The organism is Roseateles sp. DAIF2 (genome assembly GCF_015624425.1).
In the GTDB taxonomy this organism is placed as follows: domain Bacteria; phylum Pseudomonadota; class Gammaproteobacteria; order Burkholderiales; family Burkholderiaceae_C; genus Kinneretia.
Map to the genome: position 1 here is coordinate 3,897,838 of NZ_CP049919.1, position 22,062 is coordinate 3,919,899.

The following is a 22,062-nucleotide window of genomic DNA, read 5'->3' on the forward strand; positions in this document are numbered from 1 at the left end:
AACAGTCCTAAAGAATCAGATTTTCTTGTGCGTGGCCGCACGCTGGATGATGGTCTCGCGGATCTCGCGCACCGAGCGCTCGATCTCGTCCTCGTCCATCTGGCCCTCGGCGCCGGCACCCTGGATGGTGGAGGCAAAGCCTTCGTCGCCCAGCTCCTGGGTCGAGATGGCGTCCTCGGGCTCGTCTTCGCCCTCCCATTCCACGGCCAGCGCGGTGACATTGTCGCAGCGCGGGCCGCCGTTGCGCAGCGCCTGCTCGACCAGCTCCGGCACCGAGTCGGTGATCGGCCGCTCGCCCAGGTGGCGGATGATGTCCGGCTCGCCGACCGTGCCCCACAGGCCGTCGGAGCACAGCAGCAGCCGGTCGCCGCTGGTCAGCGCCAGCGGGCCGCTGACGTCGACCATCGGCTTGCCCGGGCTGCCCAGGCAGGTGAACAGCACATTGCGGTTGAAGCGCTCGGCGCCCGGCTGGCTGCGGCCCAGCGCCTCCTGCAGCTCGGAATAGGAATGGTCGCGGGTGCGGGCGATCAGATTGCCGGCGCGCACCAGGTACAGGCGCGAGTCGCCGCAATGGGCCCAATGCGCCATGCCGTTCTGCAGCACGCAGACCACCACCGTGGTGCGCGGCGTGTCCGACAGGCCGCGGTCGGCGCCGTACTGCAGCAGGGTCTGGTGCGCGACCAGCACGCCGTCCGCGAGGAAGCGCGCGGGATCGGCCAGGGTCGGCTTCGCATCGCGCTGGAACATCGCCGCCAGGGTCTGCAGCGCGATCTGCGCCGCCACCTCGCCCTCGGGATGCCCGCCCATGCCGTCGGCCAGCGCGAACAGGCCCGCGTCCCGCGTGTAGCAATAGCCCATGCGGTCTTCGTTCTTCTCACGACCGCCGCGGCGGCTGACCTGGTAGACGCCGAACTTCAAGCCAGCCTCCGATGGGCCGCCCCGAGGGAGGCTGGAGCCCCCGCGGGGGGCAGCGAACGAATGTGAGCGTGGGGGCCCATCAAGCTTTGGCCCCGGTCTTCAGGTTCTCCAGCTGCAGCTTCAGGCGCTCGCTGAAGCTCAGCTTCGTGTAGCGCCTTTCGGTTTCACGCGCGAGTTCCTTTTGCAACGCGAACACGCTCTGCGGCCGCGCCAGCGGGTCCAGCGACATGCACCACTCGGTCACCTCCAGCAGGTTGTCCGAGTAGACATTGCGCAGTCGCGACAGCGAAAGCGCCAGCCGGTCCTTGTCCAGGCGCTGCGGCGCGTCGTTGGGTGGGTAGCCCTGCATGCAGGCGTAGATGCAGGCGCCGATCGCGTAGATGTCGGTCCAGGGACCCAGCGAGCCGTCGCGACGGTACATCTCCGGCGCGGCAAAGCCCGGCGTGTACATCGGGCGGATGAAGTTGCCTTCCTTGCTCAGCACCTCGCGCGCCGCGCCGAAGTCCAGCAGCACCGCCTTGTTGTCGTTGGTGATGAAGATGTTGGCCGGCTTGATGTCCAAGTGCAGCATCTTGTGCTGGTGCACGATGCGCAGGCCGCGCAGGATCTCGTCGAACAGGCTGCGGATCGTCGATTCGCGGAACACCTTGTCGCGCTTGAGGTCGCGGGCGGTGACGATGAAGTCCTGCAGGGTGTCGCCCTGCAGATAGTTCATCACCATGTAGACGGTTTCGTTCTCGCGCAGGAAGTTCAAGACCGAAACCACGCTCGGATGCGAGATCTGCGCCAGCGAGCGGCCTTCCTCGAAGAAGCTGCGCAGGCCCAGGCGGTACAGCGGCTGCTTCTCGGGCTTGACGCGCGGCGTCAGTTCGCCCGGTGAGCGTTCGGCCAGCGAGGACGGCAGGTATTCCTTGAGGGCGACGAGGTGGTGCTCGGGATCCTCGGCGAGGTAGACCACGCCGAATCCGCCGGCCGCCAGTTTCTTGATGATCTGGTAGCCCCCCACCACCGTTCCCGCCGGCAGGGGTGCCGGTTTCGGCTTTGACATAATCGTCGCGTCTTGTTGCTATACCGATTGCGAGAGAAATGCCAGTCTACAGCATGACGGGTTATGCCAGCGCCAGCGCGCAACCCGTTTCCTCCAGTGAAACCAGCTCCGTTTCCAGTGCCAGCGTGACGGTGGAACTGCGATCGGTCAATGGGCGTTTCCTCGACCTCGGCTTCCGCATGCCGGAGGATCTGCGCGGCCTGGAGCCGGCGCTGCGCGAGCTGATCGGCGCCGCCTTCAAGCGCGGCAAGATCGAGCTGCGCATCAACACCCAGCGCGAGAGCGAGTCGAGCTGGCCCCAGCCCCAGCCCGAGCAGCTGAACCGCCTGGCACGTCTGGAGTCCACCGTGCAGGGTTGGCTGCCCAAGGCCCAGGCGCTGAGCGTGCACGAGATCCTGCACTGGTGCAAAAGCGGCGGCGCGAGCGAGAAGCTCGACGAGGCCACCCTGGAGGCCGCGCGCGCCTGCATCACCGGCCTGGTCGAGGCGCGCGAGCGCGAGGGCGCCAAGCTGGTCGCCATCCTGCTGGAGCGCATCGCGCGCCTGCGCGAGCTCGCCACCCAGGCCGAGCCGCTGGTGCCCGCCGTCGTGCAGCGCCAGCAGCAGCGCTTCCTGGAACGCTGGCAGGAGGCGCTGGCCAGCTCCGGCGCCGCCCAGACCATCTCCGAGGACGCGCTGCGCGAGCGCGCGCTCAACGAAGCCGCGGCCTATGCGATCCGCATCGACGTGGCCGAGGAGCTGGCGCGCCTGCGCGCCCATCTGGAGGAGATCAGCCGCCTGCTGAGAAAGGGTGGCGAGATCGGCAAGCGCCTGGACTTCCTGATACAGGAATTACACCGCGAAGCCAACACCCTGGGCTCCAAGTCTGCCGCGCTGGAGCTGACCAACATCTCGGTCGAGATGAAGGTCGCGATCGAGCAGATGCGCGAGCAGGTGCAGAACCTGGAGTAAGTCTGACATAGCGTCAACACGGCCCGTCGTGAGCAATCAAGTCAGCCGCAAATTGCGGCCCGGCCCGCAGACCACGACTAAAACACATACAAGCCGTTCGCCCCTTCTGGCGGAAAAGGGTGGGTCACCGATGCGAACAGCGAACCGCAGGTGTGTGGGAAGCCAGTCAACGCCCCACTCAAGCCTGAGGTGGCTGAGGCCGGCAGAGCGAATTTCCCATACATGGGCGCCCCAAGGGGCTCTTGGAGGTGGCGGAGCCGGGAGGGCGCCCTGCCTAGTCTGTCGAGAGTACGAGCTACCGTTTGGGAGTCGCACGAGTCCCTGGGGGTTTGCAAACCACTAGCCGGTGACTCGTGTCAGCGCTGAGGCTGAATGCGCATGCAGAGTGGCGTTGTTGCGCGTTGGGGCGTCGAGTCCTGGCAACCGTTGAAGGCGGTGCACGCATGCTGCGGCAGGACTTTTTGCTGGGTGACCCGGAGCACCCGCATCGGGGAGCCTGTCAGGATTTTTGTGTGCGAGGCATAGCCTGACGACCAGGAGCATCTATGCCAAGCAAGAAGAAGCCGGCGGGAGCCGGCATGACGGTGTTGCCGTTGATCCCCAAGGACCTCATTGAGCAGCTGACCGGCGGCTCACCGTATTTCGCGCCAGGCCAACAGGTGGCCAGGTCAGCACATCGGAGGTGCCCGTGTTCGGACACAACCCTGAGCACACGCAGTCTGTTGGCGGCTGCGCGCTCGCGGGCCGTGGGCTGTTTTGGTTTGGGCGCTGGCGGGCGAAGCAGGCCGCCCAGCAAGTCGGGAGTCAGTCGCATCAAGTACACCTTGCATGGAGATGCAACGTGTAGCGACGACCCATCTTGCGATGCGTCTTCAGCCCGCAGATGCTCGCAGCAGAGGCTGCCAGCACCTGCCGGCTGGGCGGCTGACCAGATGCTTTGCGCGGCTAGGGCCGCCCGCATCTTCTCGCGGCTGGACGCCCCTCGTCCTCCGTCCAATACAGCGCCGCTGCCTGCCCTACACACCGCCTGTCGTCGCTGTTCCGCGCAGGAAGCCACCCCGCACCAAGAGCAGCGTTCACCGTGCCGGTCCACGCTTCGAGGCTGGACGCCTCGTCTCGGTCCAGGGTGGCTTCCTGCGCTCACGCTTGGTCAGCGGCGGACCTCACGCCTGCGGCTGCGGTCCCGTCACCCTCGTGCGGCTGGGGCCGCACCAGCCCTTGGCCAGGGCTTCGAGCATGACGGCTCCCCCGGGCCCTGCGTCGGCCTGCTGGGGCAGGCGCTCCTTCGGGTCAGCCCCGGCGCCGGCCGGGACTGACCGCTGTCCTGCGGCAGCGGCTCCGAACAGCCGAGCGGCTCAGCGCCGCCAGCGCTGCATGGCGAGGAAGTTGTGAAGGTGACCGAGCGCTCGTCGCACCAGGCGATGAAGTCGCGCAGGTAGCCCACGCGCTCGTAATACTCGTTGGCATAGCGGCGCTCGTCGCTGCCGTTGGCTAGGGCCGCACGCACACTCGCGCTGCTGGACGCAGCTTGTCCTCCGTCGAATGCAGCGCCGCTGCCTGCCCTACGCACCGACTGAACGTCGGCGCTTCACGCAGGAAGCCACCCCGCGTGGCGAACAGCGTGCACCGTGCCGGTCCTCGCTTCGAGCTGAACGCTCGTCTTCACGCCGGGTGGCTTCCTGCGCTTACGCTCGTCAGCGGCGTACCTCACGCCCATGTGCCATGGGCTGCGGTCCCGTCAACATCGTGCGGCTGGGGCCGCACCGGCGCTTGGACCGCGCCTCGATGCTGCCGGCTCCCCCGGCCCTGCGTCGGCCTGCTGGGGCAGGCGCTCCTTCGGGTCAGCCCCGACGCCTGTCGGTGCTGCCCGCTGTCCGTTGGCAGCGGCTGTGAACAGCCAGAGCAGCGCTCAGCGCCGCCACCGCTGAAGCGCGATGCACTGCTCCAGGCAGCGCAGCTCGGGCTCGCCGAGTTGCCAGGCCGTGGCGTGGATGGCGGCGGCCAGCTCGGCCACCAAGCGCGCTGGCTCGGTGCTCAGCTCCGGCGAGGGCTGGCCCTCGTCGGTGAGCAGGTGGACGGGCTCAGCGGCATCGAGAGCGTAGAGGTACCAGCAGGGGAAGGGTTGGGCATGCATGCCCCATGTAGCAACTACTTCCCACCGCCGCTATCCAAGGCCCGTGTTCAACGGGTCTTCACGTCGTCTAGCCTCAGTCAGACCGCTCTGCAGCCTCCTGCTCGTATTTCAGAAGGGCCGCGTAGTCATCAAAGACTTGAACGCCTGACCTCTTCAGGAAACCTACGGCGCAAGCAACGGTTTCGTCATCATCCTCCATGATGTTCCACGACCTTCCCTTGGAATCAAGGTACTTCATCAGCACCTCGTTGCCTCCTCGCGGCGTGAACAGGTAGAAGCACTCCAAGGGTGCATGGCTTTGGAGATATGCCAGGACTTCAGCGTCATTCATTTGATACCCCAAGGGTCAAGGCCAGTTGCCCAGAACCGTGTCGATTGGTTCGGACCGGTGATGATTTGCGACACCGGGCGCTGGGTCGTCGGATTGCGCGCCCAATAGTCATTGAGTACGTTGATATCCGCCCTTGAGGGATGGAGGCTGTTGAGGCCATCTCCATCAAGCGGATGCGTATGCACAATTGGACGGACCCCGCCAGGAATAGGTGCGCTTGTTGGGGAGCCGCTTCGCAACATGAACTGTCCGTCTTCACGCGTAAGCACGAACTCAACGCCCGAATTATCCGAGAGCTTCCAGAGGTCGTTGAAGGAGACATGGCGCTGTGTCAAGACGACGCCGTCCCGGCCAGGAATAGCGCCGGTTTGAAGCAATTCGGAAGTGGTCGACGTCGGGCCAAGCTCCAGCGTTCGAGGCAGAGCGAGTTTCGAGAGACCGCGCTGCTCCAACGTTGGCGCAATGCTGTCGATGGCGACCGTTGTATTGCCATACGTTGCTCGGGCAGCATTGGTTGCCGCAGCTCCGGGGAACTGCGCCACAGCCATCTCTTGGGCCGTCATGACTGGCCTCAGGCTCACAGAGGACGGAATGACGGGAGCCGTACCGACAAACGCCGCCGACCCACTGCTCAAGAAGTTCAGCCCCGCAACGACGCGCCCTTCGGTCGTCGTTGCCAACTTAAATTGAGCCGCGTACTGGCCGGCCTGACGCGCGTAGTACGGCACATTCAGCAAGCCACGCCCAGCTTCCTCCGCAAGCATGGTTGGTGCCATCGCAGTCGCAGCTACACCTCCAATGAGTCGGTCATACCAGGCCGCATTGCGGTCAGTCATCATGCCAACCGCGCGCTGGTAGCTCGACGACACAAGGCCGGGATTGACGTAGCCGCTGTGGTCAATTTCCGGCAACACAGTTGAGCGCCGTCCCTCGACCACCACAGGGGCCTGTGGCGTGTAATGGCCCGTGCCGTCCCGTGCAAGGAAGACCTCGGCACCAGTGCCTGTTACCTGCGGCGCTGCCAGTGCCGCCAGGCGGTCACCCAGGGCTAACCGGTCCAGTTCCACATCAGCAGCACTGCGCGCTGCATTCGGGCTGATGCTCGATTTCGAAACGAACCCGTCGCTGTAGGTCCTCGTCGCCAAGTCTCCCAGTCCGAGCGGGTCCGCCGCAGCATCGCGTGCTGCAACGTCTTGAGCGAATGTGAGCGGCTTGCCGGCGGCACTGCCCTGACTTGGACTCGGCGATGGGCTGGCCAGACTGCTCCCCAATGCATTGCCAATCCCCTGCCCCAGCCCATTGATGAAGGCCTGCCCGACCCGCGCCCGGGTCTGCTCGCTGCTGTGCCCTAGGATCTGGCTGCTGGCCCAGCCACCCGCGGCCGCCCCCAGCGCTGAACCCGCAACCCGGCCCAGCACCTCGTAGCCACCGGTAAATGCGCGGCTGACAGCCCCTCCGGCCGCAGCCCCCGCTCCCGAAGCAACCCCGGCCGCCGCGACCTCGCGCCAGCTCCATTTACCCTGCATGGCCTGGCTCACCGCCGAGGCCGCCGCACCGCGCAGCGCCGCGCCTTGCCAGGCCGCCGCCTCGCTGCCACGGCTGAGCACCGTGCCCAGGGTCTTGCCCAGATGCCCGCCTTCGGCCAGTTGGCCCAGCCCGTTGCCCACGCCAGCGGTGATGCCGCCGCTGAAGGCCGCAGTGCCGACCGACTTCCAGCTGAACTTGTCGATGCTGCCCGTGGCCAGGCCCACCATCTGGCTGGCAATGGAACCCGCCGCACTGGCTGCTGCCCCCACGACCATGCTGGCGCCCAGACTTAGGCTACCGGCGCCGCCTACGGCCGCCGCCACGGATCCCGCAACTGCCGTCCCGCCGCCTACCAGCGCGCTCGCCCCCGCACTCATCGTGCTCGCAAACCCCCCACTGACACCCGCGGTCAGTGCCCCAGCGGTATAGACGGTCACGACCACGGCCACAACCACCATCAGCAAGGTGCCGATACCCCCGCAGCCCTTCTTGCCGCCGCTGCTGGCGGGTGCCGCCGGCGGCGGCGGTGGCTCCGGCAGCGTGGGATCGATGCGCCCGATCACCTCGCCCGGGTTGTAGGGCCGGTAGGTGTTGGCGTTGTTGTGGATGTTGGTGACCTTGTTGGGGATCACCAGCACCTGGCCGGCCACCAGCGCGTCATTGGCCCGCAGGCCGTTGGCCTCGGCGATCAGGTACCACATCGCCGCGTCGCCCCACAGGCTCTGCGCGATGGAGCTCAGCGTGTCGCCGCTGCGCACCGTGTAGCTGCTCGCCGTCGCCACCGGATAGCTGGCGTTGATCGGCTCGTAGTTCTGGTCGAAGTCCGCGCTCGTGACGGGCTTGATGTTCTTGAACTGCTCCTTCTGCTGTTGCGGCGTCATGGCATCGCGTGCCAGTTGCTCCGCATAGGAGATGCGCACCTGGTCCCGCGGGTCGGTGCTGATGTCGCCCACCCGCCGGCCGGCCGCGTAGTAGTAGAAGTGCTGGAACAAGCCGTCCGGGGAGCTCTCGTCACGCCGCAGCACCAGCCCCGTGGCGTTGCTGGTGTAGTTCATGATGCGTCGCCCGGTCACGTCCTCCGCCCGGGTCAGGAAGCCATTGACGTCGTAGCTGAGCTTGCTTTCTCCAGGCCGCCAGTTCGGCGCGTTGACATTGGTCGCGGTCTTGACGATGCTGGTCTGCTTCGCCTCGTCCCAGTACTCGTAGGTGTAGCTGGTGGTGATGACGGTGTCGCCCGGCTTGACCGGCGTGAACTTCGTCCTGGCCAGCGGTCCACGCCCCGTGGCGCCCTGCTCCGCCTCGATGCCGCTGAGCGTGGCGTCGTTGAAGTACAGATAGTCCGTCGTCCCTTCCAGCGTCACCAGGCTCTGCAGGCGGTTGTCCGCGTCATAGACCTGACGATCATTGCGGATGACGTTGCTGCCGTCGCTGTTGGACTGGATGTAGTGCAGCGTGCGCCCCAGGGCATCCACGCGCCGGCGGCTGCGTTGCGACTTGTTCGCCCCCACCGTCAGCGAGTCCTCCAGATAGCCGTCGGCGCTGTAGTTGTAGGTGTCGGTGTAGTCGCTCGTCTGGCCGTTGATCGTTTCCGTGTAGGTGGCCGTCTTGCGCTGCCCCGCCGCGTCGTAGGTGATGGCCACCCCTTCGCTGCCTCGCAGGATCTGCCCATTGGTGAAGCTGCCCTTGGTCAGGGTGAAGCGGTTCTCCTTGTCATAGAGATACCACAGGTCATCGCGCCGGCGCAGCCCCTGCGTCAACGGGTCGAAGTAGGTGGCCATCACGGCGCGGCGGTTGCCCACCGCGTCGTATTCGTAGTGGACGTCGACCGCGTTGTCCTTGACCTGGGCCATCCGGTTCAGTTCGTCGTAGCGGATGGTGGCGTTCTGGAACAGGCCCTGGCTGTTGGTGTCATCGGCCGCCAAGCCACCATACTCCTCGTAGACACGGTTGCCCGCATTGTCATAGCCGTAGCTGGACAGGGTGCGCATCTTGAGGTCGCGCGCGGCCTTGATCATGCCATTGGCGAAGTAGTCGTAGCGGATGTTCTGCTGCGCTGCTCCGTTCTTGTCGACGCTGCTCTGCGCCATCAGGCTGCCCGCGACGTTGTAGTCGTAGCTGTACTTGCGTCCGCCCTTGTCCTGGTGCCAGGTGGTGCGGCCGAAGACATCGATCTTGTCGAGCAGGCTGCTGCCGTCCGCCGAGGTCGTGGTGCGCAGGTAGCCCCCCAGGTTCCTGGCGCCCAGGCTGATCACGCCATCGGCCGCGCCCGCTTCCCTGAAGTCGTAACGGTAGCTGACGGTCGAGCCGCCCGCGCTCACCGTGCTGACGACGCGCCCCAGGCTGTCGTACTCGGTGGTGCTGCGCTGGCCCAGCGCATCGGTGTGGCTCAGCCTCAGGCCGCGCGCGTCATAGGTGTAGACGTCGCTGAGCGTGGTCGCCACGGCCGCGCCGTCCGCCCCCCCGGTGAAGTTCTGCACCCGGCCGATGCCCTGCCGGTCCACGCGCAGCAGCCGGTCGAGCCGGTCGTACTCGAACGCGGTGATGGCACCGAGTTCGTTGCTCTGACTGCGCACATTGCCGAACACGTCGTGCTTGAACTGCTTGAGGCCGTTCTCGGCATTCCACTGGGCGGCCAGCAAGCCTTCGTCGCCCCCCACAAAGTGCTGCCGGCGGGTGTTGCCATTGGCATCGGTGCTGGTGTTCAGCCGCCCCAGCAGGTCGTAGCCATAGCGGGTGATGGGCAGGATACGCTGGCGCACGCCGGTCTGCGTGGTCTCCCAGGTCTGGGCATCCGCCTTCTCGATCAGCTGACCCAGGCTGTTGTAGGTGAAGCGCGTCGTGGCCGCGCTCGTCAGCGCCTGGGCGGCCTGCACCGCGGCGTCGCTGGGGTACAGCCCCTTGTAGTAGCTCAGCATCTTGTTCATGCGCTCGAGCACGCGGTCGTCGTACTCGCTGGCCACCTCGCCGAAGGCGTTGTAGCTCTGCATGCGGTTGATCTGGGCTTCGGTGCGGAAGGTCTGCACGTACTGCTTGAACTGCACGACCTGGGTCGCGTCGTTGCTGCGTCGGAGCTCCCCGCCCGTCTCCACGATGGCGTCGGCCGGGCGCACATAGGCCTGGCCGTCACTGGTGAAGAATTTAAGGCTGTACTTGTAGTTGCCCACCGGCAGGCTCTTGCTGTCCCAGCTGAAGAGCATGCAGTTCTGGGCATCGCTCCACACGCCGGTGGCCGTGATGCGGGTGGGGGCCTGGTTCGGGCGGCTCGGGTCGGGCACCCTGTCGGTGAGCTCCACCTCCAGCTTGGTGACGTCCCGGCGCCCCACCGGCCCCTTGGTCACCGTCACGGTGCTGGCCGGCTGGTTGATGGCGGCCACGCCCTTGATGTCCAGCGACTCGTTGAGCTCGTTGCGGTACGGCGAGCCGTCGGCATTGAGCAGCCGCATCTCGTAGTCGTAGTTGCCCGACGGCGGTGGCGGGTTGGTGGCCGGGTCCCAGCTGTGCTCGAACAAGGTGTACTTGAGGCCAGGCTGCCAGACGCCGTTGATCGTCAGTGGCGGCAGCGCGGCACCGCCCCCCACCGGCTTGAACACCAGCTGCATCCTGGCGATGTTGCGGTTCAGCGGGCCCTTGAGTTGCAGCAGGGTCGGGGCCTGGTCGCGCACCGGGGCCCCCACCGTGATGTTGCCGTTGACGTCGATGCTGATCGGCATCGACCCCTTGCTGATGATCTTGCCGGTGCCGCCTGCCCCTTCATAGGAGGTGAACTTGCAGGTCCAGCTGCCGGGCAGCGGGGTGTTGGCCGGGAAGGTGTAGTCGAAGCCGCCATTGCTCAGGGGGTGCGGCCCGGAGACCACGCCATTGAGCTCGAGCTTGATGCTGCTGGATCCCGGCACGTCCGGCGTGATGCGCACGGTCAAGGGCCGGATGTCGGCATTGCCCGCCGCCACCGACAAGGTGCCATCGGCATGGATGGTCAGCGTCCCGACGCCCTTGGCCACGACGCCGCCGGAGCCGTCCCTCGTCTCGTAGAAGTAGACGTAGTTGCGCACGCCGCTACCGCTGGCCACCAGATTCTTGGCGTCCCAGGCATAGTTGCCGCTGCCGCCCGCGACGGCGCCGGCAAGGTTGGCGGTCCCCGCGTTGCGCGCCTCGGCTTCCGTGCTGCCGATCCTGAACACGCTCAACGAGCCCGCCACATTGAGCTGCACCGTCGTGTTTCTACTCCGGCTGACGGCCCCGCTCACCACCACGCTGCCATTGGGCTCCACGCGGATCTGGCATTCGTAGGTGGTCAGCACGCCATTGATGGACTCCTGGGCACTGGCCCTGAGCTGCTGCGCCGCGCCCGTGGCCTGTGCTCGGACCTGCCATTCCGACAGGTCCAGCACGGCCTGTCCCCCGGTGACGCTGCAGTTCCACGCGCCCTTGACCAGGGTGCTGACGGCGTTGCCGGCGCTGGCGTTCGTGATCGTCAGTCCCTGCGCCAGCACCATGCCCGCAGGCAGGTCGAGCCGGGCCGTCGGTCGTTGGTAGGTCTGCGCATCCACGCGAACCACCGCAGGCTGCAGGCCCAGCTGCAGATGACCCGAGCCGTGGCCGATCAAGGCATCGCCCGTGGTGCGCGCCCAGTACTCGAAGTCCGCCGCCGTGTTGCTGAAGGCGCTGACCCCCAGCCTCGCGTCGTCCAGCGCAATCGACACCTGGCCATACGCGTTGGCATCCAGGTTCAGCTCGACACCTCTGAGCAACATCCGCACACGGGAACCCGCCATGGAGCCGCCCAGGTCAAAGCGCAGGACCTGCCCGCGCGCCGCCCCCATCGACGCTCGCGCCATGGGAGTGAAGCTGCCTTCGTCCGCTGCGGCCGTGCTCACACGTCCCGCACCGTCAATCGAGAACCGGCCCGCGCGGTCCTGGCCGCCATAGCTGGCCACCACCTCGTAGCGTCGCCCGGCCGCCAAGCCCAGCGAGCCCACATTGAAGCTCGGCCCTCCGGAGAACGCCGCAAACACCCCCTGGCTGCCCAGTTCCCTGATGTAGTACTGCGCTCCTCCCGGGGCTCCGTAGAAACGAATCTCCGAGCGATTGCCCCCATTCGCACCAAACTCCCCGCCGCCTTCGATTGACGTTGGAGAGGCGCAATAGGTGCTCGCCCCGGCGCGCATCACCGTCACCTGCTCGCCGGCAATCGTGCGCCCTTCCGCGTCCATGACGGCAATACGGACAACCTGCCCCGCCGCCAACGGACTCAGGTCCAGCGCCCAGCGGCCCGCACCCACGGGCACCCGAGTCAAACCAACTTGGGTTCCATCTGGCAGCGTCGCTACCGCGGCGTTCAACCTGTCGGCATACCGATCAGCAATCAACAGGTGGCTGGCAGCCGGTTCAAACTTTGCTGAATATCTTCTCCAGTTTGACCCCCAGTCCGAGGTAAGCCCCTCGGCTTTTGTGACCAAATTCCCAAGGTTTATAACCCCCCCTCCCAGTCCGTCGACAACATACTCCAGTCGAAGAACTCCATCGTTAGGGTAGTCAGGGTAATTCCAAATAACATTTACGCTGCCGGAATTCCTGGATATCACATTGGCGATCCGCCCGTCATCCCTGACAAGCCTGTAAGTGCCCAATGGGTAGCTATCCGGGAGCTTGAGTGGCTGCGGCACCGCCGGCCAGGTGCGGCCTGGCAATTCTTTAAAGTAGCTATACCCCGTGATCGGCTCAAAGCCATTCAACCCAAGGCGTTCGACCGAGCCCTTGGCCGGGAAGCTACCCGGGATGGCGGTCTGAGCCGAGATTGACACGTCCTCTGGACGCAACTGCCCCAGGGTCGACGACCCGGCCCCTGCCCCCACCGTCACATTGCCGAAGCCCCCCGGGTACGAGGGCGTCAATGAACCATGACGCCCTTCGGACTGCTCCACCGTCGTGATCCCGCCCAGCATCTCCGCCAACTGCTGCGAGAAGGCCTGACCCAAGGTCGCCTGGCTCTGCATGAAGCTGATGTCGGGCTCGACGGTACGCACCAGCTTGTTGCGCCGGTCGTAGACGCTGAAGCTGTGTGCCAGCCCCGTGTCGCTGGCCGAGGCCAGGATGGGAACGCTGCGCAGATCGAACTGCGCGGACTTGATCTGCCGGGTGGTGTTGCCGTTGAGGTCGTAGAGGTAGATCTTCGTGACCCCATCCCCCGCACTGCTGCGCTGGACCAGGCCTCGGCGGTCGTACTCGATCTCCTCCTGCCAGCCCACCGAGCCCACGCCCTTGCGGGTTACCTCGCCGAAGGCGTTGTAGCCGGTGCGGCGCAGCTCCCGGCTCTGGTCATCCAGCTGCCCCACCTCACGCCCCAGGGCGTCGTACTCGTACAGCGTGTCGATGCTCCGCGCCTGCCCCTGCGCGTTCTTCACGTTGACCAGGCGCTTGCGCGCGATGCGGCCCTGCGCATCCAAGGCGTACTCAGTGCGATTACCCTCCGCATCCACCGTCGCGATCAGATCGCCGTTGCTGTTGTACTCGTTGGTGGTGGCCCGGTCCTGTGCCGTCCACTGCGTCAGGCTGGCACGCCGGATGGTGCTGTCCACCTGGCCCAGCCCGTTGTAGACCGTGGCCGTGCTGGGACGGACCTGCGCCCCCTGGTAGTCCGCATAGCCCGGCTCCTGGCGCCAGACTTCGCGCCCGAGCCTGTCGTACGCGATGTCGGTGACGTTGAGCGTGTGGGACGCGTCGCTGCCCTGCACGCGCTCGCGGATCTGCGTGGTGTTGCCCAGGCCGTTGTAGCTGTAGCCCGTCACGGCATCCTGGACGCCGGTGCGCACCACCCCATCCGCGCCGGTATGGCTGTACGCCACGTTGCGCACACGCTTCTCCTGCACCCGCCCCAGCAGATCCAGCTCGAAGCTGGTGATGCGATCGGGGTCGGTGCGCGGGAGGTCCCGAAGCACCAAGCGCAGGGCCGCCGGGTCGCGCTCGGCCGCCGGGGCCTGGCCATTGGACTGGGCGGCATACCGCGCCAGCGCCACGCCATAGCGGGTCTCGGTGCTTGCCACGTCCTGGAAGCCCTCATAGTCCCAGGCCGTGGCATAGCCCTCCTGGTCGATGCTGAGCACCTTGCGGCCGACCTTGTCGTAGTAGGTGTAGACGCTGTTGCCCCGCCCGTCGATCAGGCGCACGACATTGCCCGCCGCGTCGTACTCCGTCTGCTCCAGCGTGCGCAGGGCCGGCCCACTGGGATGCAGGATCAGGTTGCGACCATCGGTCGCGAACGGCGCCTCCCAGGACACCACCCCGTCACGCGCCTTGCGGATCGGGCGCCCCACCTCGTCGTAGGTCAACAGGGTGACGCGGTCATTGGCAGCGTCGGCCACGGCCGCTGGCGGGGTCCCGCCCGCCGTGCCAGGCAGCCCCAGCAGCACCGCACGCGCCGTCTCGCTCACCACATGCCCGGCCGCGTCATAGGCGTACTCCACATACGCCCCGTCCGCCGCGAGGCTCGCGATCTTGTTGCCCGCCGCATCGTGGTAGTTCAGCGTGCGCTGCCCCCCCTGCACCGCCGCGCCGTCCCATTGCCCACGGGCAATGGTCTCGATCACCCGGCCCAGCACGTCATAACGCGTGAGCTCTACCGGTGTGACGCTGCGCGTCTGCTGCGTCGCGGCATCGAAGGCCTCATAGGCGCTGCCGATGCGGTGCGTCAGCCGCCCCGCCTTGTCGTAGCGGAACTCGGTCGTTCTGCGCGCACCAACAAAGTCTTCAATCCCCTGGATCCGATCACCAAAGGCGTTGTACGCGTAGGCGTTGAACACGAAGGCAGTCGCGTCAACCTGGATGTTCTCGTTGAACAGGTTGCCAACGCGATCCACCTGGAACGCGGCGCTGCTCCCGAGCTTGTTGGTCACCACCTTGCCGAAGCGGCTGCCCTGCGCTTGGTAGACCGTCGACTCGGTATAACCCCCGGCATCGGTCGCGCTCAGCAGCCGATCCAGCCTGTCATAGCCGTTACTACTAACGGCGTCCTTGGCATGCTCCACCAGGGTCGGCATCTGTCCCAGCACCGGCGTGACCTTGCTGAAGTAGCGCCGCACCTCGGTCACGCGGTTGCTGCTGCTGCCCAGCGCGTAGCTGGTGCGCGTGGCATAGCCCTCCGGGTCCACCTGCACGCTGACCCGGTTGAGCCGGTCGTAGTAGCTGTAGCCCTCGAAGCCGCGCGGATCGGTCACCTTGACCGCATTGCCCGCCGCATCGTACTGCGTGCGCGTGATTCCCTTCTGCGCATTGACCGTCACGGTGCGCCGCCCCGCCTGATCGTAGTCGTGGCGCGTGCTGAACAACTCCAGCAGTGCCCGTTTCTGGTCTGCATTCAGGTTGCCAGCCGGGTAGCCCAATCGCACCCGCTCGCCCTGTGCCCAGGCGCTGTCGCTCTCACTGAGCTGCACGCCGCGGGCCTCGGTCTCGCGCACCAGCTGCCCCAGCGCGTTGTACTCGTAGCGTGTGGTGGCCGCCGCCGCCGTGCCCTCCGCCACGGTCTTGGCCACTTGGCGCCCTGCCGCGTCGTAGGCGTAGCGTGTGCTCGTGGCCTCGGCCAGGCCATAGGCCTGAGTCTGCAGGGTCAGCTGACCCAACGCGTCGTAGCCATGGCGCGTCTCCACGCCCATCGCATCGATGCTGCGCCACAGCCGGCCGGCCGCATCCACGATCTTCACGCTCGTGCGGTCGTTGGCCGCATCGGCGGGCGGCAGCTGGTCCACGCCAGCCGATACCTTGGCGTAGCGGATGGTCGTGGTGGTGGCCTTGTCGTAACGGGTCTCAGTGACGTAGCCCTCGGCGTCGTACACGAAGCGCAACCGGTTGGCCGCATCGTAGCGGTAGGTCGTGCGGCGGTCCTGGCCGGCCAGGGTGCCCAGGACTCCCAGGCTGGCCAGCGTCAGGGTGCCCGCTCCCGCGGCCGTCCTCAGGCCTTGCAGCGTGGCCGCCGCCAAGGCCTTGGCGAACTCGTACGTCTCCAGCACATTGCCATTGGCGTCATGGCTGTAGCGCGTCACCCCGCCCTCGGCGTCCACCGCATGGGTCTGCCGTCCCGCCGCGTCGTAGACATAGCTGCTGACCCGGTCCTTGGTCGCGTTGGCCGCCACCGACGTCATGCTGTTGGTGGCCAGCCCCCCGGCGTAGTAGGTAGTCGCGATGCCCGTCTGCGGATCGGCGTAGCCGATGGTCTGCACCAGCCGGCCCTGCTTGTCGTACAGCCGCTCGGTCAGCCCATACTCCGCGTCCAGCGTGTAGCGCAGGCGACCCACGGCGTCGTAGATGTAGCGCGTCTGATTGCCCAGTGCATCCGTTACCCGGCTCACATTGCCTTGCCGGTCGTACTGGTAACGGGTGATGAGCTTGGCACCGTCTAGCGCCACCTCCACCGTGCTCTTGCGGTTCAGCGCGTCGTAGGTGTAGGTCTCCACCCGATCGCGCGCGGCGTCGGGCACGACCTCAGGCGAGAGGCCCACGACATAGTTGGCGTACACGATGGGATTGGCGTAGGCGCGCCGCTCCTTGACGTTGTTGTTGCCGTCATAGAGGAAGCGCACCACGCTGCCATTGGCATCGATCGTGTAGTGCACGCGGCCATCGCGGTCGTGGACCGTGGCCTGCACCTGGTCCTGCCCGGGCGTCGCTTGCACGCGCGACGCGATGTCGGCCGGCGTGGGCGTAGCGCTCAGCCCCGTCAGGCTGATGGCCTTGGCATAGCGGGTGACGCGGCGCTCGCGCCCCTCGCGGTCGTACTCGATGAAGCGCACCTGCCCCAGCGCATCCACCTCGTACACCCGCTGGTTCTTGCCGTCGTAGGCATACACCGTGCGGTTGCCATTGGCGTCGGTGCTGGCCACCAGGTTGTTGTTGAGGTCGTACTCGTAGCTGCGGCGCAGCTTGAGTCCGCTGGGATGGAACTCTTCGGCCGTGCGGCGGCCCAGCGCGTCATAGGTGTAGACGGTCGGCGCGGTGTTGGGCGCGCTCACGCTCAGGGTGCGCCCCGCCGCGTCATAGGTGTAGCCGGTGGTGAGCTTGGCGCCGTTGGCATCCACCACCGTGCGCAGCAGCTGGCCCTTGGTGTCGAACTCCTGCAGGGTCTGCAGCCCGCCCGGCTCGGTGGTGAGCACGCTGGTGCCCGTGCTGGTGTCGGCGTACCCATAGCTCGTCACCAGGTTCAGCCCCCCGGCGTCGGCCGTGCGGCTGCGCACCCGGCCCAGCTCGTCGTACTCGTAGCGCGTGACCACGCCGGCCGCATCGGTCGCCTTGACCAGGCGACCCAGACTGTCGTACTCGCTGCTGCTGCCGGTCAGCGCGTTGGTGCTGCTCGTGAGCTTGCCGTTCTTGTCGTAGCCGTAGCGGGTGAGGTTGGCATTGCCATCGGTCTTGCTCTCGAGCTCGCCATGCCGGTTCAGCACGCTCAGCTGGGTGCCCCCTTCCGGCAGGGTCACGCGCACGCTGCGCGCGGCGTCGTCGTAGGCGTAGCGCGTGACCTGGCCGTTGGCGTCGGTCTGGGTGAGCACCCGCGCAAAGGCGTCATAGCCGCTGTAGCGCTTGATGCCATGGCCATCCTGGGTCAGCACCACGCGGCCCAGCCGGTCATGCTCCCAGCTCTGCCCGATGCCCCGGCCATCGATCTGGGTGATGCGCCGCCCGAAGGCGTCGTAGCGGTAGCCGGTCCTGGCCTTCAGGCCCAGCGCGTCGTCCAGCTGCTCCAGCAGCAGGCCGCGCCGGTCGTAGCTGAGCTGCTGCACGGTGCTCGCGCCCAGGGCCCCGTAGGGCTGGGTCACCCGGCTTTGCTCGCCGAAGGCGTTGTAGTCGACGCTGGTGGTGTAGCCCAGGGCGTCCTTGGTGGTCTTCCTCTGCCCACGGGCGTCGTAGCTGTACTCGGTCTGCGCATGGGCCAAGGGCTGGTTGGCGCCGCTGCGCTGCGCCAGCAGCTCCTGGATGGCGTTCTGGATGGCCGTGCCGGTGAGCCCACCGCTGAGCCCGGCCAGGGTGCCTGCGGCCAGCCGGCCGCCGTAGTTCACGACCCGGGTGAGCTGGTTCAGGCCATCGTACTGGCGCTCCTCCACCTCGCCCAGCGCGTTGATGGTGTGGGTCAGCAGGCCGTCGGCGCTGTAGAAGTACAGGGTGCGCAGCGTCTTGGCGCCGTCGCTGACGGTCTGGCTGGTGCGTCGACCGGCCGCGTCATAGGTGTACAGGCTGCCGTACTGCGACCAGATGGCGTCGATCTGGGCTTGCGTCTGGCCGCCGGTGAGCAGGGCCGCGCCCTGGGCGCTGAGCTCGCCGGTCAGGCGTCCCTGCAGGTCGTAGCGCGCGGTGAGCGTGCGCACTTCGGCCGTGCCCAGGGCCTTGGTGGTCCGGGTGAGCTGGCCCGCCGCGTTGTACTCGAAGCTGGTGACCGTGCCCTGCGCATCGGTCTGCTGGCTCTGGCGGTTCAGCGCGTCGTACGCCCAGCTCGTGCTCTGGGCCCCGGCCGTGCTGGCCGGGCGGATGCTGGCCAGCGCCGTCTGCGGTGTCAGCGCCGTGCGTTGCGCCGCGCTCAGCGCCGTGGCGTAGCGGATGCGCTGGGTCAGGTTGCCGCGCGCGTCGTAGATGTACTCCGTCAGGTAGCCTTCGGCATCCACCTCGGCCTGCACCTGGCCCGTGGCATTGCGCAGGTACTGGGTGCTGGCCGTCGCGTTGATCTCGGCGTGGCTGGAGACTGCCCAGTTGGCGTAACTGCCCGTGCTGAAGTCGTCCGTCAGCACCTGGCCGCGCTGCACGCTGCTGACCGCGATGTCGGTGTAGTCGACGTAGTTGCCGACCTTCTTGTTGGCACCATCACGGTCGCCGTAGAGGTAGATCCAGAGCTCTTCGTCGTCCTTGAGCGTGACGCTCAGGGTGACGGTCTGCCAGCCGTCGTTGCCCAGGGTCGGCGCGGACTGCGCCATGTTGTTGTAGGGGTGCGGCCCGGCGGTGTCGCCCAGGAACACCATGCCGCTCGTGTCCGCCGCGGCCTTGAAGCGCACGGTCGCCGTCACCACGTCGCCGGCCTTGAAGGCGCCCAGGTGGCGCCCGGCCGAGCTGTTGTTGCCCGCCTGGTAGAAGAGCCTCAGGCTGGTCTTGGGCCGAATCGCGTCCAGGCTGCCGCTGGCGCGCAGGGCCGCGTCCACGCTGCTCTCGTGGCGCTGTTGCTTGACCAGGCGTCCGGCCGCGTCATAGATGTTCTCGGTGAGGAAGCCTTCCGCGTCCAGCATGCCCACCAGGCGGCCTTCGGCATCGTAGAAGTTGCGCGTCACCCGGTCCCGCGCCGCGTCCGCCACCGGCACCGCCTTGGCCGTCACCGGGTCGGCCTTGAAGGCCGCCAGGTCGATCGGGTTGGCGTAGCGCTGCGTGGCCACCACCCTCGACGCGCCGTCATACCGGGTCTCGCTCACATACCCCAGCGCGTCCACCGTCTTGCTCACCCGACCCGCCGCGTCGTACAGCGTCCACGCCACCTGGTCCGCCCCCGTCGCCACCGGGCGGATCCCTTCCAAGGTCGGTTTCGTTGGGGGAGTCTCTAGCGAGAAGTCCTGGAGAGGATTCAGATCTGCAAGACGAAGACCTAAAAAGAAAATCGCATTACCGAGAACGCCCCCGCTGCCAAGCTTCCCATCTGGATCAATTGCGATACCTGCGAGCCCGAGCATGGCACCGGGCGCCGCAAAGTCTCCAGCGATCAGCACCCCATCGCCAAATGGGTCACTTCCCCTGTAACCGATAGACGCCAGAAGGTTCTTTAAATAAACCTTATCTACGCCGGATTTGAATCCACTAATCACATAATTTGAACCTGCCTTTGGTGGAATCACAATTTGATCCCGCCCAGAGTTTGCAAGATAAACGGCTAAATTATCTCCATCCAACACCTTCACCGTTTCGGTAAAGGGCAATGCACTATCGGCACCTGCCCCCAAGTAGTGGATCGAGAGACTCGCCCGCACCGCCTCACTCAAGGGCGTCGCATACCCGAGCTTCTGCGTGAGCTGCCCCGCCCGGTTGTAGCGGTACTCGGTCAGGGAGCCATTGGCGTCGACATCGGCCACCTTGCGTCCCGCCTCGTCGTACATGAACCAGCTGCGCGCGCCCGTGGCATCCTCGCTCATGTACAGCCGGTCGTTGTCGTCGTAGAAGTTGCGCGTCGTGCCCAGGCTGCCCGCCGCGCTGCTCTGCGTCACGCTGACCAGGCGCCCCGCCGCGTCATAACCGTTGAGCGTCATCAGCCCGTTGGCCGCCGTCAGCCGCACGCTCATGCCGCCCTTGTCGTCGTAGCTGTACAGCGCGGTCTGGTTCAGCCCGTCCGTGCTGGTGAGAACCCGGCCCAGCCCGTCATAGGTGTAGCTGGTGTTGCCCTGGGCCCCGCCCAGGGTCTGCAGCAGTTGGCCCCGCGCGTCGTACACCTGCTGGGTGACCTGCTCCTGCCCGTTGACCACCCCGGCCCCGCTGGCGTCCAGCGCCGTGTAGCGCACCTGGCGCTGCAGCTGCCCGCGCGCGTCGTAGCTCATGTCCACGCGCGTGCCCCGGCTCTTGTCCTGCCGTCCCACCCAGGCATTCAGCGCGGCTTCCGTGAGCTGCGCCGGGTCGACCACCACGCCCGCCGCGTCGGCGTTGCGGCTGAGGTATTCATGGGTGCTGGTGCGCTCGCCGAAGGCGTTGTAGCGGTGCTCCACCACCTGGCCCGAGGCGCTGATCTCGAAGCGCAGCAGGCTCTTGCCGGCCGTGTCGTAGACGTAGCGCGTGGTCTGCGGTGCCTGCGGCAGCGCCACGCCGGCGCCGTCCGGGTCGGGCACCGGGTAGACCGTCTCGCTCAGCAGCCGGTTCGCCGCGTCGTAGCTGCGCTCCACCGTGTTGCCCAGCGCGTCGCGCTGGCGGATCTGGTTGCCGCGCGCGTCGTAGGCGTACTCGATGGCCCGGCCTTCGGCGTCGATCACCCGCGCCAGGTCGCCGCTGGCCGTGTACTCGTACTTTGTGCTCGCCGCCACGCCGCCCACCGCCGGCGTCGTCACTGCGGTCAGCTGGCCTGCCGCGTCGTAGTCGTAGCGGGTCTCGTAACCCAGCGGGTCGATCACCTTGGTGACGCCGGGTTCGTAGACGAATTGGGTTTTACGCGTCAGCCCATTAGAAATAGCACGCAGTCGATATTGACTGTCATACTCAAAATTAATCGCCTGACCGGCACCCACCATGGAAGAAAGGCGATTGCTATATTTAGCTGGCACCCCCGCGCTTGCGGGAATATCGTCGTAGTTGTACGAGGTGACCAGTACATTCCTGTCACTGACAGAGTTGTCTTCCGGGGAGAGATCCACCGTGACCGTGCTCAGCCGCCCTTGGGCGTCATACCCGTAGCGTGTGGCTGTCCGCGTCTTGCCATCCGCCGTCACCACCCGCAGCTGCGTCAGCTGGTTGCCCGTGTAGTCGTAGTGCAGCGTCTCCCCGTTGGCACTCACCATCGAGCTCAGGTGGCCCTGGGCGTTGTAGCTCAGCGTGACCACGTTGCCCTGCGCATCGGTGTGGCTCACGAGCCGTCCCGTGGCGCTGTCGTAGCGCTCCACATCCCCCGTCGCCCCATCGGTCCACAGGTACTGGCTGCCATCGCGCTGCACGCGGTCGTAGGCTCCCCCGCCGGCCGTGCTCACATAGGCCGCAGCAGCGGCATCCCAGGCGTAGCTCGCCTCGGCACCGTCGCGCCCAATGCGCACCACACTGCTGCCCGCCGCTCCCCAGGTGCCCACCAGCCTGAGCTGCTGGCGGTAGATGCCCGTGCTCCAGTTGTCGGCGTTGTCGTCGTTGAGCGTGCCCCGGCTGTTGTAGGTGCGCAGCGCCGCCGCGTCCAACCCTCGGCCCATCAGCAGCTCGTCGCGTCCCTGCAGGATCAGGTTGCCGGTCGCCGCGTTGACGTACACCTGGTCCCCGTAGCGTCCCACATTGGCATTGCCGATCGCCCCGCGCGCGCCCAGCACGCCCAACGACGACAGACTCACGCCCAGGCCATTGCCGCTGACGATTGCCACCATGTGCTTCTCTCCCTGATTCCGGATTGACTTGATTCGCCGTCCGGCCATCCCACACACGGGGTCAGCCTCTCTGGCATTGACAATTCATCCGGGGTTTGGGT

Annotated in this window: 6 protein-coding genes; 1 reads left to right on the plus strand and 5 read right to left on the minus strand. The window is 66.6% G+C overall.

The features are described from left to right. Positions 1-15: 15 nt before the first annotated feature. Together G8A07_RS18180 and G8A07_RS18185 are read right to left on the minus strand one after the other, a co-directional pair. Positions 16-918, minus strand: coding sequence for a PP2C family serine/threonine-protein phosphatase (locus G8A07_RS18180; RefSeq protein ID WP_195793413.1), 903 nt, complete (start codon positions 916-918; stop codon positions 16-18). Positions 919-997: 79 nt separating this feature from the next. Then, a complete protein-coding gene (locus tag G8A07_RS18185) occupies positions 998-1,966 on the minus strand; it encodes a serine/threonine-protein kinase (protein WP_195793414.1) in 969 nt (322 codons plus the stop codon). A 38-nt stretch (positions 1,967-2,004) separates the two neighbouring features. Between G8A07_RS18185 and G8A07_RS18190 the strand changes: the two genes are divergently transcribed. Continuing rightward, a complete protein-coding gene (locus G8A07_RS18190) occupies positions 2,005-2,916 on the plus strand; it encodes a YicC/YloC family endoribonuclease (RefSeq protein WP_195793415.1) in 912 nt (303 codons plus the stop codon). 1,909 nt (positions 2,917-4,825) lie between these two features. Here G8A07_RS18190 and G8A07_RS18195 read toward each other — a convergent pair. The 3 genes from G8A07_RS18195 to G8A07_RS18205 all read right to left on the minus strand — a co-directional run bounded on the left by G8A07_RS18195 (position 4,826) and on the right by G8A07_RS18205 (position 21,961). Beyond that, entirely contained in the window at positions 4,826-5,050 is a 225-nt protein-coding gene (locus G8A07_RS18195; RefSeq protein ID WP_195793416.1) for a hypothetical protein, read from the minus strand. A 73-nt stretch (positions 5,051-5,123) separates the two neighbouring features. After that, positions 5,124-5,294 carry a hypothetical protein gene (locus G8A07_RS18200; RefSeq protein ID WP_195793417.1) on the minus strand — a complete coding sequence of 57 codons (171 nt, stop codon included), beginning with the start codon at positions 5,292-5,294 and terminating at the stop codon, positions 5,124-5,126. An 83-nt stretch (positions 5,295-5,377) separates the two neighbouring features. Further along, a complete protein-coding gene (locus G8A07_RS18205) occupies positions 5,378-21,961 on the minus strand; it encodes a LysM peptidoglycan-binding domain-containing protein (RefSeq protein ID WP_195793418.1) in 16,584 nt (5,527 codons plus the stop codon). Between the last annotated feature and the right edge of the window lie 101 nt (positions 21,962-22,062).